The organism is Alloscardovia macacae, assembly GCF_002259705.1.
GTDB lineage: Bacteria > Actinomycetota > Actinomycetes > Actinomycetales > Bifidobacteriaceae > Alloscardovia > Alloscardovia macacae.
Genome location: NZ_MWWT01000007.1, coordinates 78,279 through 91,156, shown reverse-complemented (window position 1 = coordinate 91,156; position 12,878 = coordinate 78,279). Strand labels below are relative to the sequence as shown.

9 protein-coding genes are annotated in these 12,878 nt (G+C 53.6%); 8 read left to right on the top strand and 1 reads right to left on the bottom strand.

Going from position 1 to position 12,878, the window contains the following annotated elements:
* Window positions 1-93 precede the first annotated feature (93 nt).
* The 5 genes from ALMA_RS05745 to ALMA_RS05725 all read left to right on the top strand — a co-directional run bounded on the left by ALMA_RS05745 (window position 94) and on the right by ALMA_RS05725 (window position 7,633).
* Complete coding sequence (locus tag ALMA_RS05745) at window positions 94-1,398, top strand: ABC transporter substrate-binding protein (RefSeq protein ID WP_094726763.1); 1,305 nt, start codon at window positions 94-96, stop codon at window positions 1,396-1,398.
* Window positions 1,399-1,498: 100 nt separating this feature from the next.
* Window positions 1,499-2,449, top strand: coding sequence for a carbohydrate ABC transporter permease (locus ALMA_RS05740; protein ID WP_094726762.1), 951 nt, complete (start codon window positions 1,499-1,501; stop codon window positions 2,447-2,449).
* 2 nt (window positions 2,450-2,451) lie between these two features.
* Window positions 2,452-3,327, top strand: coding sequence for a carbohydrate ABC transporter permease (locus tag ALMA_RS05735; RefSeq protein ID WP_094726761.1), 876 nt, complete (start codon window positions 2,452-2,454; stop codon window positions 3,325-3,327).
* Window positions 3,328-3,454: 127 nt separating this feature from the next.
* The gene (gene yicI / locus ALMA_RS05730) at window positions 3,455-5,884 is read left to right on the top strand and encodes an alpha-xylosidase (protein ID WP_094726760.1); all 2,430 of its coding nucleotides are present in this window, start codon (window positions 3,455-3,457) and stop codon (window positions 5,882-5,884) included.
* 282 nt (window positions 5,885-6,166) lie between these two features.
* Window positions 6,167-7,633, top strand: a complete 1,467-nt coding sequence (locus tag ALMA_RS05725; protein ID WP_244568891.1) for a GH1 family beta-glucosidase — start codon at window positions 6,167-6,169, stop codon at window positions 7,631-7,633.
* 462 nt (window positions 7,634-8,095) lie between these two features.
* Here the strand turns inward: ALMA_RS05725 and ALMA_RS05720 are convergent, their stop codons facing one another.
* Complete coding sequence (locus ALMA_RS05720) at window positions 8,096-8,863, bottom strand: hypothetical protein (protein WP_158520669.1); 768 nt, start codon at window positions 8,861-8,863, stop codon at window positions 8,096-8,098.
* A 690-nt stretch (window positions 8,864-9,553) separates the two neighbouring features.
* On the opposite strand from ALMA_RS05720, the gene ALMA_RS05710 reads away from it, so the two are divergent.
* The 3 genes from ALMA_RS05710 (at window position 9,554) to ALMA_RS05700 (ending at window position 12,869) form a co-directional block, all read left to right on the top strand.
* Window positions 9,554-10,342 carry a sulfite exporter TauE/SafE family protein gene (locus tag ALMA_RS05710; RefSeq protein ID WP_158520668.1) on the top strand — a complete coding sequence of 263 codons (789 nt, stop codon included), beginning with the start codon at window positions 9,554-9,556 and terminating at the stop codon, window positions 10,340-10,342.
* A gap of 254 nt (window positions 10,343-10,596) precedes the next feature.
* Window positions 10,597-11,658 (top strand): uroporphyrinogen decarboxylase family protein, encoded by a 1,062-nt coding sequence (locus tag ALMA_RS05705; protein ID WP_094726756.1) that lies wholly within the window; start codon window positions 10,597-10,599, stop codon window positions 11,656-11,658.
* A gap of 17 nt (window positions 11,659-11,675) precedes the next feature.
* Entirely contained in the window at window positions 11,676-12,869 is a 1,194-nt protein-coding gene (locus ALMA_RS05700) for an ABC transporter substrate-binding protein (protein WP_094726755.1), read from the top strand.
* Window positions 12,870-12,878 lie beyond the last annotated feature (9 nt).

Sequence of the window (12,878 nt, the reverse complement as noted above, 5' to 3'; positions counted from 1 at the left end):
CGGTACTGTTAATAACACGAGATATGTTCAGTTTCGTAGCAGATTCTGGATGAATTTCGTGATAATTCAGCAAAGAAGTTGAAGGAGACAGGAATGAAGGGCTTACACAAGGTTCTAGCTGCAGGAGTAGCAGTAGCGACACTTTTCGCTATGGGGGCATGCGGAGCATCTTCTTCTGAACAGGAGAAGGACCCGAAGACTTTGAAAATCTGGCACTATGAAGAAGCAAGTGGTGCACAGGGCAAGGCATGGGATAAGGCTATAGAACTCTTCGAAAAGAAGTATGGTGTAAAGGTTCAGTTTGAGAAGAAGTCATTCGAACAGATTCGCCAGAATGCTTCGCAGATTTTAAACTCTGATCAGGCTCCAGACGTCATGGAGTATAACAAGGGTAATGCTACTGCTGGTTTGCTTGCTAGCCAAGGTCTCCTGACAAATCTTGATGAATATGTGAAGCAGTATAACTGGGATAAGAAGATTAGCGGAAGCCTCGCTGCTACTGGTCAGTATAACGATAAGGGCATCATGGGCTCTGGAAACTGGTACGGTATCACGAACTACGGTGAAGACGTCGTCATGTACTATAACAAGGACATGTTCGATAAGAACGGAATCGCTATTCCTACGACCTATGCAGAACTTGAATCTGCTATGCAGCAGTTTGTCGATAAGGGTATCACTCCTCTATCGGAAGGTGTAGCGGAATACCCACTTCAGCACCTGTGGTGGCAGCTGGCTCTTAGCAAGTCTGATGAGAAGTTCATCGACGCATATGAGATGTATAAGGGTGACGTAGACTGGCAGGGCAAGGAACTGACTTACGCTACCCAGACCATTCAGGACTGGGTGAAGAAGGGTTACATCTCGAAGGACTCTACAGGTGTGAAGGCCGAGGATGCTGGACAGGCCTTCATGAATGGTACGTACCCTATGTTCTTCTCGGGTACATGGTGGTTCGGGCGATTCCAGAGTGATATGCCGAATGTGAACTGGACGTTCTCTACCTTCCCAGAGAGCAAGAAGGTAGTAGGCTCCTCGGGTAATATCTGGGTCGTTCCAGACCGTTCGAAGAGGAAGGATCTCGCTGCGAAGTTTATCGACATGACTTTGAGCCCTGAAGTGCAGAATCTTATGGGTAACTCTGGTGGTCTTCCTATCGCTGCTGATCCAACTGCTATTACTGATGAGAAGTCGAAGGAACTCATCGAATCCTTTAACGCTGTGCTGAAGGATAATGGTCTAGGCTTCTATCCAGACTGGCCTACCTCGACATTCTACGATGAGCTTAACGCTTCCCTGCAGGAGTTGGTGAATGGTACCCAGGATGTGAAGGGTACTCTCGACCAGATGAAGGCGAATTATGATAAAGGTGTCGAAACTGCTGGAGTAAAGCAGTAGTTTCTATGGCTGAGGCTAATGGTGGCCTCATCATTACACAACTATGAGGCCACCAGGAACCTCTGTTCAAGTGAAGCTAATTCGAAGTGGAAGTGATATTATGAGCAAGCCGAAGAGTAAGAATTCTTCTCGAGTAGAAGAATCTTCACGAATTCCAGGAAATCCATCACGCAGATTCTGGCCGTATCTTATACCAGGATTCTTTATGCTGATGTGGATTATTATCATTCCAGCATGCTGGAATATTTACCTCAGTTTTACGGACTATCGTGGTATTAAGCCACCTGTGTGGTCAGGGCTCAAGAACTGGGCGAAACTGATGTCTGATGTGACATTCTGGGTGTCGTTTAGAAACTCTATCTGGATGATCATCGCCATGGTGATAGTACCTATCCTTATCGGCCTTGTCTTATCATCACTGATGTTTGACGTAGTGCAGAAGAGGTTTGGTGCTAAAGCAGCTTCGACCATGCGTGCTATATACTACTTCCCACAGCTTCTTCCTATCTCTGTGGCAGCCCTCGTTATGGGATGGATATTCCGTCCGGAAAATGGTGCGTTGAATGCAGTTCTTAAAGCTGTGGGTCTTGGTAACCTCCAGCACGACTGGCTCGGAAAGCCGGACACTGCACTTATCTTCCTCATGCTCATAATGATATGGATTCAGATAGGTTATCCGCTTGTTATCTTCATGTCTGGTCTGCAGCGTGTGGATCCAGAACTGTATGAAGCAGCAAGCCTCGATGGAGCGAACTGGTGGCAGCGCTTCCTTGCTATCACACTTCCATCTATTCGTCCGGAAATCTTCGTCGTAGCATTGACGTGCACCATCGCTGCGCTGAAAGTCTTCGGTCCTGTCTATATGCTGACTCGTGGTGGTCCTGGAACTTCTACTATCGTTCCGTCGTACTATTCGTATACCCAGTTCTTCCAGTCTCAGCAGGTAGGGTACGGTGCTGCTATTTCTACAGCACTGACCATCGTGGTCGTCATCGTATCGATAGTCTTTACCACGGTTCAGGAAAAGACTGCTAAGGAGGATGAGGAGTAATCATGGCAGCATTAACTAAGTCGGCACAGAATGCTCGTATAGCGCGAGGGCATAAGAATCGTACGGCAGGGGACTGGGCAGCACTTATACTTCTCATTATCGGTGGATTGGTGATGCTTTTCCCATTCATAGTGCTTCTGCTGAATGCGTTTAAGACGACTGCACAGTATAACAGTTCTGGTCCTTTGAGCCTTCCTACGCATCTCCAGTTTGATGGTTTGATGAAGTTCTGGGATCGTGTGAACTATCCAGAAAAGCTCTGGAACAGCGTATGGACGTCGGGGCTTGTGGCAGTTCTTGCTGTAATCCTTTCGATGTTTAATGCATTTGCACTGGGCATAGGCCGAGTAAAGGGACGTCGCTGGATAGTGCTTCTCATCATGCTCGCGAATATGCTTCCGCAGGAAGCCATGCTGTATCCTCTGTACATTATGTTCAAGCAGATAGGTCTGTATAACTCTCCATGGGCTATCGTGATTATTTTTACTGTCATCCAAAGTGCATTTGGTACGTACTTGCTGTCAAGCGTGTATGGAACCTTCCCTAAGGCCATTCTGGAAGCTGCTACCATAGATGGGGCATCACGCTGGACCATCTTTACGAAGATAGTCTTCCCTATCTCTCGTCCTACGCTTTCGGTTATGCTCGTGTTCTTCTTCATCTGGACATGGAATGAGTACATGATTCCTATGGCATTCCTCATAGATAACTCGACGCAGACCATTCCTATAGCGGTGGCATCGCTGTCTGGTGACAGGCTCATGGATGTGACGACTATCGCAGCAGCATCGCTGATTAGTATCGTACCTACACTGGTCTTCTATCTGATCTTCCAGCGTACTCTCGCACGTGGTATTACCACGGGTGCAGTGAAGTAAAAGAAATCGATATTCTCAGCATGGCTTCGCTCGATACGTAAGCCAAGGCGAAGCCATGCTCATATAAAGGATATACAAGCGGAGTATCATCATAGTTGATGACGCTCCATGGAGAAAAGGACATACGATGAAGTTTACAAATGGATACTGGCTCCTCCGTGATGGTGTAGAGGCACTGTACGCGCGTGAGGCATATGAGCTTCGAGCGAATGATGAAAAGGAAGAGTTGGACATACTTGCTACGTGCAGAAATGTCACAAACCGAGCTGATACCTTGAACCTGCCTACGTTTAATCTTACAGTATCTACACCTGCTGAGGGAGTGATACGTGTGCGCGCGCAGCACTGGAAGGGTGCTACTCCTCAGCCTGGATTCCCGCTTCACTACGATGAGCCAGGACAAAGAGATTATGTGACTGTGACAGCTGAAGGAGAAGGAGATGGCGAGGTAGGTGAAAAGGGTGCTACTGTAGCCCTTACTTCGGGAAAGCTCACTGCGAAGGTAGTGAAGGGATCCCCATGGAATCTCACCTTCGAGGCAGAAGGGAAGGAGCTTACCCAGTCCTTCGGGAAATCTCTCGCGCGTTTTAAGCTCAGCCCAGCTGCTGCTGTATCCGCACAGCCTGTCGGAGAATTTGGCGTCTCTCTGAACGGTCAGGCATATGATGAGTCCGACGTTTTTACTGCTATACAGCTTCATCTCGGAGTAGGAGAGCAGGTTTATGGGTTCGGTGAACGCTTTGGAACGTATGTAAAGAACGGGCAGAGCATAGACATCTGGAATGAAGATGGTGGTACCGCCTCTGAGCAGGGATATAAAGACATCCCATTCTATATGACGTCTCAAGGATACGGTGTGCTCGTGAATAACCGAGGTCATGTATCCTACGAAGTGGGCAGCGAGAATACAGAAGCCGTCCAGTTCTCTGTGCCGGGTGAAGAGCTCGACTTCTGTGTGATTTATGGTCCTGAACCTAAAGAGATTCTGCGCCGTTATACTGCTCTAGTAGGGCGTCCAGCAAATGTACCCGCATGGACATATGGACTGTGGCTCACCACATCTTTCACCACGAAGTATGACGAGAAGACTATTACATCCTTCGTAGATGGAATGTCTGAGCGAGATATTCCACTGAGTGCTTTCCATTATGACTGCTACTGGATGCGTGAGTTCCACTGGACAGACTTTGAATTCGATAAGCGGTTCTTCGGAACTATCGATGATGTAGAAAAGACTCTGAAGACATTCCATGAGGAGAAGGGGTTACATATCTGTGCATGGATTAACCCTTATCTCGGCCAAGCAGGCTCTGCTTTTGAGGAAGCTCGTAAGAATGGTTATCTCGTGAAGAAAGCGAATGGTGAAGTATGGCAGACTGACCTCTGGCAGGCTGGCATGGGGCTGGTGGACTTTACGAATCCTTTGGCGCGCGAGTGGTTTAAAGATAAGGTGAAAGGCCTTCTCGCGCATGGTATAGATGCCATTAAGACGGACTTTGGTGAACGTATTCCGCGGGATGTGGTCTGGTGCGATGGTTCTCCTACACTGTCCATGCATAACTGGTACACGCAGCTGTATAACCAGACTGTCTTTGAAGCTCTCGAGGAGACCTATGGTAAAGGGAATGCTTGCCTGTATGCACGTTCGGCAACTGTGGGTGGTCAGCAGCAACCAGTGCACTGGGGTGGAGACTGCGAGTCTACCTTTAATGGCATGGCGCAGACTTTGCGTGCAGGTCTGTCTCTGACGAGTTCAGGCTTCGGCTTCTGGAGTCATGACATCGGTGGGTTTGAAGGTGCTTTTCCAGATCCTGCAGTGTATAAGCGCTGGGTAGCATTCGGCATGCTCGGATCACACTCGCGTTTGCATGGCTCTACAGTCTACCGTGTTCCATGGCTGTTTGATGAAGAGGATGAGAAGAACGGTGTAGTGAATGCTCCTGGACAGACTGCTGTGGATGTCCTCAGAAAGTTCACGCTCCTGAAGCTTTCACTGATGCCATATGTGTATGAAATGGGGCTCAAGCCACATGCAGAGGGTACTCCAGTCATGCGTTCTATGTTCCTTGAATTCCCGGATGATCCTACGGCACGCACGCTGGACCGGCAGTATATGTTCGGACAGTCATTCCTTGTGGCACCGGTATTCACCTATAGTGGTGATGTCGAATATTACCTGCCTGCTGGAACGTGGGTAAACTGGTTTACTGGTGAAAAGGTAACGAGCGCGAGCGGTGTGTGGCGCCGCGAAAAGCATGATTTCGATTCTGTTCCGCTGTGGGTACGTGATAACTCCATTATCGTATCGCATGAGGGAGCTCAGAAGCCTGAATATGCATACGGCGAGAATGCTCTCGTATCTGTGTTCCTCGAAGATGGTGAAGAAGCGCATGCACATGTGAGCGAGATAGATGGTACTGGTGTGGAATTCGTAGCTCGAAAGGATGCGGAAGGACGCATTACGGTAGAAAGCTCTGATGGACGAGAGTTCACAGCACGACTCACAGTCTCTGACGAACTAGTGAAGTCTAGTAATGGGGTAGCAGTACTGAACTAGGCCACTGTCCCACCTATAAATCTGTGCACGGGCACATACTCGTGCACTGTGTGGAAGAGGCCAGAAGGGTCTGCGAGGATATCGCAGGCCCTTCTGCGCATATGGCGCGTGTGACGGGTGTGGTGCATGGGCGCACTCGAGCCAAGCATGTGGTGCATTCTGCTCGGTGGAGAAGAAAACGCAGCACATATTTCGTCGAAATTCGAAAACAGTCGAAAAAGATGCCGCGCGCCCGCGCACAGATATACACTAAAGATAGTTGCAAAGAAGGAGCAGAACACGATGACACGTATGACAGACGCCCAGCGCGCGCTCGCCCACGCGTTCCCGAAGGACTTCATCTGGGGAAGTGCCACGGCCAGCTACCAGGTGGAAGGCTTCGTAGACGAGGAATCGAAGGCGGAAGGACGCGCCACCTCTATCTGGGACACGTATGCACACGTTCCGGGGAACATCGCGGACGGCTCGGATGGATCGCGCGCCTGCGAGCAGTACACGCGCTACCCAGAGGATATCGCCCTCATGAAAGAACTGGGCCTGGACGCCTACCGCATGTCCATCGCCTGGCCGCGCATTTTCACCTCGCTGGAGGATATGCGCGCGGGCCGTGTGAACCGGAAGGCGCTGGATCATTATACGTGCATGCTCGATGCTCTGCGTGAGGCAGATATAAAGCCTATCGTCACGCTCTACCACTGGGATCTTCCTCAGTATCTGCAGGATGAGGTGGGGTCGTACGGTGGCGGCTGGGCGAACCGCGAGACGGCATTGCGCTTCGGAGATTATGCAGCCGCGCTTGCGAAGGGCTTTGGAGATCGCGTGGAGACGTGGACCACGCTGAACGAGCCGTGGTGCGCGGCTTACCTCGGTTATGCGCAGGGGCGTCATGCCCCAGGTGTTCGTGATGATGCGCAGGCCCTCGCAGCCGTCCATCATCTGAATCTCGCGCATGGTCTCGGCGTTGCAGCGGTAAAGGCAGAATTGGGCGAAAAAGCGCAGACATCCGTTACGCTGAACCTGCAGGTAAACCGCGCGGCTACAGACTCGCTGGACGACCGCGCGGCGAAAGCGCAGGCGGACCGCATCGCGAACGAGGTCTGGCTCGGGCCGATGCTCGACGGCGCGTACGATCCGCAGATTTTCGAGGATACGCGCGCCGTGACGGAGTGGAGTTTCATCCAGCCGGGCGACCTCGAGCAGATCCATCAGCCGCTGAATTCGCTCGGCATTAACTATTACTGCACGCAGACCGTCCGCCGCGCGCCGGCACAGGTGCATCCGCAGAACGCGCGCGAAGATCCGATCGTGGGCGGAACGAACATCGACATTCTGCCGCCTGAGGGCCCGCTTACTGCGATGGGCTGGAATCAGGAGCCGGGGGGTCTGCGCGATATCGTCCTCGAGATGAGCGCGCGCTACCCTGAGCTGGACATCATGATTACCGAAAACGGGTCCGCGTGGGAGGACGAGCTGGTGCCGGATGAGGCAGGCGAGGGCGAGCTGACCGTGCATGACCCGGACCGCGTGCACTACCTGAGCGAGCATTTGCGCGCGCTGAACGAGGCGCGTGAGCAGGGCGCCCGCGTGACCGGATACTTCGCGTGGTCGCTGATGGACAATTACGAGTGGGCGCTCGGCTACTCGAAGCGCTTCGGCATCGTCTATGTGGATTATCCGACGCAGCGGCGTATCTGGAAGGATACAGCGCGCTGGTACCGCGAGTTTATTCGCGAGAGCCGCGCTGCGTAAGAGTAGCGCTGTGCTGCGCTCGCGTGTGCTGCGCTGCGCCGCGTGTGCTACGCCGCGCCGGGTGCGCTCCCGTGTATGCCGTGCTGCGCGTCGCGAAAAGCGTGACCGCCCCTGAGCTGTTCTCCTTTGTGGCTCAGGGGTGGCCTTTTTACTTTTTATGTGTGCGTGGGGGCGTGTGGGCGGGGGAGCCGGCACTAATGCAGTTTTGGGCTAAAATCGACGCGTGTGGATACGGCGTTCGGCACTTTAGGGCTAATTTCGACGTCGGTTTTTGGCGCGGACATAAGGCGGGGCCTGAAGTCTCGCATTGAAGCCAGTCTGTGGAGCCTGGAGCCTGCCTATCTGGAGAGCGCGCGTCGAGATTAGCCCTAAAGTGCAGAACGGCACAAACGTGGGCGTCGGGATTAGCCCACAAGTGCATGATTCGCGCATATGAGAGAGCTTCGCACCTGCCGAGGGCAGCTACCTATACAGCGGATCCATAGAGACATGCGATGGCGAGGTTCCGTTATATCCTGCGATAAGCCGTGCAAGCTCTGTGGAGACAGGGATAGTGCGCAGAAGAGTGAGCGTATGCGCATCGAGTATGTTTATGGTGGCGGAGTTTCCGAAGTTTCTGCCGTAGGATATAGCGACGATTCTGTCCTTCGTCTGGCCGAAGAGATACAGGAGACAGTACTGGTTGCTCAGAGAGCAGCGCGCATGTCCTACAGAATACTGGCGAAGCTCTCGTCCGGTGTGCATGTCGAACTGGTGGATGATGCCAGTGGTTCTGCTGAAGAATGTAAACGTAGTACCGCGTACTGATTCAGGTCCATATGCAGCAAGTGCTTCGGAGTCTTCCTCGAAAGGGTGTCCGTCTTTGTCGAGAAGTGGACGATACGAGACTGTGCCTGTGTGAGTATCCCACTGGCCGAGAGTATACCTATTTCGGTAATCTCCCGCACTTGTGGATGTGAGGAAGGTGACCACGCTGCCGGTGGGTCCATCCGTGCAGGGTGCTCCTTCGGATATATCCTCTATGCTCATGTGAGTACCGTGTTCATCAGCATCCTGAAAAGGAATGGGAAAATCAGGCTTTTGTGCATCTGCGCTGAGCGCGTCGAATGCGTAACCATAGATGTCTGGAGACTCAGGAGATGCGGTATCGGTGATGCTATAGAGTCCAGTAGGACAGGAGGCGACGATGTGAGGAACGAAAGAGGCGACACGTTCTGTGCGTCCTTCCACGGGTCTCTCGAGAATGATCTCGTTCTGAGTGTGCTGTGTGAAGCCTAAGTCTTCTATATACAGAGGTGTGCCATGCGGGCTTAGAAGAGCGAAGGATAGGACGTATTCATGCTGCACATTATGAGAACTCGTCATAGATATGCCGGACGAGGTAGCCCGCGGAAAGTAGAAATTTTCTCGAAATCCAGGACTATAGAGTCCGCTTTCCGACCATACTGTCATATGGGTGAAGACGGGGCCTACGGGAAGTATGGCATACTGGCCTTTTTTAGAGATGAACAGAACATAGCTCTCTGTGCTGGATAGGTCGCGTAGCTGCGGATACAGGGAGACAGCCAGGACGTAATCTCGAATATGTATGTCAGTATAAGACGCCATCCGTGGAGGGCGACCGCCCAGGCCGAGAAGCAGTGCTATGAGAAGTATGGAGCATAGTATTCTATGAGCGGTTTTGCGTATCGATGATGTTCGATGGCATGGAGCGGTGTGTGTCGTATGCATCTGCTGCTCCTTACCTCGTTGTGTCATACTTTCTCAGTACGAAAAGTACTCTCATTGTAGTCTTCTTCGCTCCGCACCACGCGGACATCCTCCCCAGACATTCCGCGTCGTTCGCGCTCGCGGCGAAGAATGCCGAAAATCCTCGCCACGCGCTCATCCTGAGATAAAAAGAGGCGTAGAATGCTCCGTATGACGACTGAGACGACTGAGACGAAAAACATGAACGCTTCGACGAAATTCCTCCTTCTCGCCCTCGTAGGCCTCGCCGCGGGCCTGCTGTCCGGCCTGTTCGGCGTGGGCGGCGGCACCATCATGGTCCCGGGCTTGCTGCTCGTGGGCCTGAGCCAGCGCGAAGCGTCCGCGACCTCGCTCGCCGCGATGCCCATCGCCGGTCTCGGCGGCGTCGTGACGTACGCACTCGCGGGGAACGTGCATTGGGGGATGGGCGCGCTCGTCATCCTCGGCTCCATCTCGGGCGCGCTTATCGGCGCTCGGCTTTTGCGCTCGCTGCCCGAAAAGCTGCTGCGCTGGGCTTTCGTGGTCTTCGTTTTCGGCATCGCCGTCGAGCAGTTTTTCGAGGTGCCGTCGCGTGTATCGTCAGTTTCTGTCAATCTTCCCTCTGCCTTCGGTATGGTCGCCCTCGGACTGGTGGCGGGAATCTTATCAGCACTACTCGGAGTAGGTGGGGGAGCTATCCTCGTGCCGGGAATGAGTGGGCTTTTCGGGGCGAGTGACCTCGTGGCGCGGGGGACGTCGCTACTGGCCATTATGCCGGGAGCAGTCTCGGGGACGGTGGCGAATCTGAAGGCAGGACTCGTGGATGTGAAAGCTGCGGGTCTTATCGGCGCAGTAGCGCTGGTATCCACTCCGCTTGGTGGACTGCTGGCTGCCTTCCTCTCACCTCAGGTGAACCAATGGGTGTTTATGAGCTTCCTCGTTCTTCTTATCGTCAAGAGCATTCGCGATGCGCTCAAATAGTGAGACACGCCGCTAGCATTTTTCCTGGCCTGCGCTTATAGTGGGGGCTATGACGAATTTGACATACACCTCTCAGCACAGCGCATCGGTCGCGCTGCGTATGAGCATGTGTAGCTGTCAGTCCCTCTAAACTCTGCGACGTTAAGAGTTTATGGGGATTTTTTCGTTCATCCCTAGTCTTTTGATGACCTTAAAATCTCCGTGCTTAACATCGTATCTTCATACCTTATATCTCACAGCACAGGAGAACTATCATGACATATACAGCACGTCGCCAGGCATTCTATGACATCGCACACGGCACAGCAGATCCAGAAAAGACCCCGTACCTCGTAGCCGCATGGCAGCACATCGTGGGCCATGAATATGGCGCAGAAGAATTCGCCACGGCATACGTGGACTTCGTGAAAAAGTGGGACTGGGACTGGGTGAAGATAAACCCTCGCGCAGTCTACTACTCCGAGGCCTGGGGCAGTACCTATGACCCTGAGCATTATGACGGGTACGTCATCCCACGCAAGGTCTCGGATGCGCTCCAGCACCCTGAAGACCTCGACCACATTGTGAGACTGAGCGTCGAGGACGAGAACACGTTCCACGAGTCTTACGAAGCAGCGAAGCTCATCCGCGAGCAGCTGCAGGACCGTGGCGTCATCCAGACTGTCTTCTCTCCACTCTCTGTCCTTCTCCAGCTCGGAGACCTGCCACTCTATCCAGGTGACGAGTATGCCACTCCTACCACCACGCGTGAAGAAGTCTTCTCTGATCCTGCTCGTGTGAAGACGGCTCTGCAGAACATCGCCGAGACCCTCGCAGACTATGCAGCGCGCCTCGACACCCCAGTAGAGCAGGGTGGTGCCGGACTCGATGGCATCTTCTATGCAGTGACTGGAACGGTATCCCATGGTTTCTTTACGCGCGAGCAGTATAACGAGTACTCGAAGCCATATGACGAGCTCATCATCCGCGCCATCCGTGAGGCAAATCCAGATGCTGTAGTCCTCCTGCATACCTGCCGCGAAGACTCGCACCCAGACTGGTTCGCAGACCTCGCAGACGTCATCCACTGGGATCAGTTCCTTCCAGGAAATCCACAGGTGGATGAGCACATCGGTGCTGTACCAGTGGGTGGAGCGAACTTCACGAAGTTCGCAGGAGATGACCGCGTCGATGTGGAGGGCGTGCGCGAGCAGCTGGCTGAGACCATCGCCGCGCGTCAGGGTCATCCATTCCTGCTCGCCCCGAGCTGCACCGTGCCGACGCCAGCGACCGATGCGGCATTGGAAGAATTGACTAAAGTACAGCGCGTTAAGTAAGAAAAAGAGGAGAAAGAATGAAGAACGCACAGAAGATCCGCCGAGCACTCGTCGCAGCAGCAGCTGCCGCCACCGTCTTCGTCACGTCCGCCTGCTCCTTCGGACTCGGCGGGGAAAGCGCATCCAGCGCAGCCTCCGGCGACACGGTAAACATAGCAGCCATCTACCCAGAAACCGGACAGTATGCCGAATATGGAAAGCTCTTCAAGCGCGGCTTCGACCTCGCGCTCGAGGAGGTAAACGCAGACGGCGGCGTGCAGGGAAAGAAGCTCGGTATCCAGTATTATGACACGCAGTCCGACGCCAAGCAGGACGCGTCCGTAGCGCCGAAGATAGCCGCGGACAGCTCCGTGGTCGCCGTGGTGGGAGACTACGCGTCCTCCGCCTCGGCAGCAGCCTCGCCGACCTTTAATCAGGCGAAACTCGTACACTACGGTTTTAATAACTCCGCCACGAACTTCACGGATACCGGCGAGTATGTGTGGTCTCCGCAGATCACGCAGAACACTTACCAGACGCTGAACGCGCAGACCGTGGCGAAGGCCGTGGGCGCGTCTGCTGGGGCGACGAAGAAGATCTCGGTGGTGTACATCGAGAACGACTGGGGTAAGGAAGCGTATAAGGAATTCGCCGCAGAAGCAGCGCGCGTGGGGCTCGACATCGCCTACGAATCCTCGTACCTCGCAGACTCGACGGATCTGTCACCTATCCTCATTAAGGCACGCGATGCTCAGCCGGAAGCTGTGGTGAACATCGGCTACGGTCCAGACGGCGCTCTCGTGCTGAACACTCTGCGGAACAAACTCAGCTGGACTGGCCCATTCTTCGGAGGCCAGGAAACAGCAGAATTCCTCGATAACGCGGGAAAGAATGCAGAAGGCACTATCATTACGGGCATCTTCAGTGCGACGGGCGTGAAGACCGACGAGCAGAAGCGCTTCGTGTCTGCTTTCGAGAAGAAGTACGGACATAAGCCGGGTAACTTCGAAGTAGTGTCGTACCAGGCCATCAAGGACCTCGCTTACGGTATGAATAAGACGAATGCCACGCGTGAAGGCGTGCAGAAGGCTCTGCAGACCGTGACGGACTTCCCGCTCTATCAGGGCGATGGCGGCACTTTCGCCTTCGACACGGCGACGCGCCGCGCGAAGAACATCGACCCTATCCTGCTCATCGTGAAGGATGGCGCCTTCGTGCGCTATGAGGAGTAGGGCGAGCGC

What these genes read in the sequence shown, in the direction of transcription:
- ALMA_RS05745 (WP_094726763.1), top strand. Translation starts at nt 94, where the DNA reads ATGAAGGGCTTACACAAGGTTCTAGCTGCAGGAGTAGCAGTAGCGACA.
- ALMA_RS05740 (WP_094726762.1), top strand. Translation starts at nt 1,499, where the DNA reads ATGAGCAAGCCGAAGAGTAAGAATTCTTCTCGAGTAGAAGAATCTTCA.
- ALMA_RS05735 (WP_094726761.1), top strand. Translation starts at nt 2,452, where the DNA reads ATGGCAGCATTAACTAAGTCGGCACAGAATGCTCGTATAGCGCGAGGG.
- yicI (WP_094726760.1), top strand. Translation starts at nt 3,455, where the DNA reads ATGAAGTTTACAAATGGATACTGGCTCCTCCGTGATGGTGTAGAGGCA.
- ALMA_RS05725 (WP_244568891.1), top strand. Translation starts at nt 6,167, where the DNA reads ATGACACGTATGACAGACGCCCAGCGCGCGCTCGCCCACGCGTTCCCG.
- ALMA_RS05710 (WP_158520668.1), top strand. Translation starts at nt 9,554, where the DNA reads ATGACGACTGAGACGACTGAGACGAAAAACATGAACGCTTCGACGAAA.
- ALMA_RS05705 (WP_094726756.1), top strand. Translation starts at nt 10,597, where the DNA reads ATGACATATACAGCACGTCGCCAGGCATTCTATGACATCGCACACGGC.
- ALMA_RS05700 (WP_094726755.1), top strand. Translation starts at nt 11,676, where the DNA reads ATGAAGAACGCACAGAAGATCCGCCGAGCACTCGTCGCAGCAGCAGCT.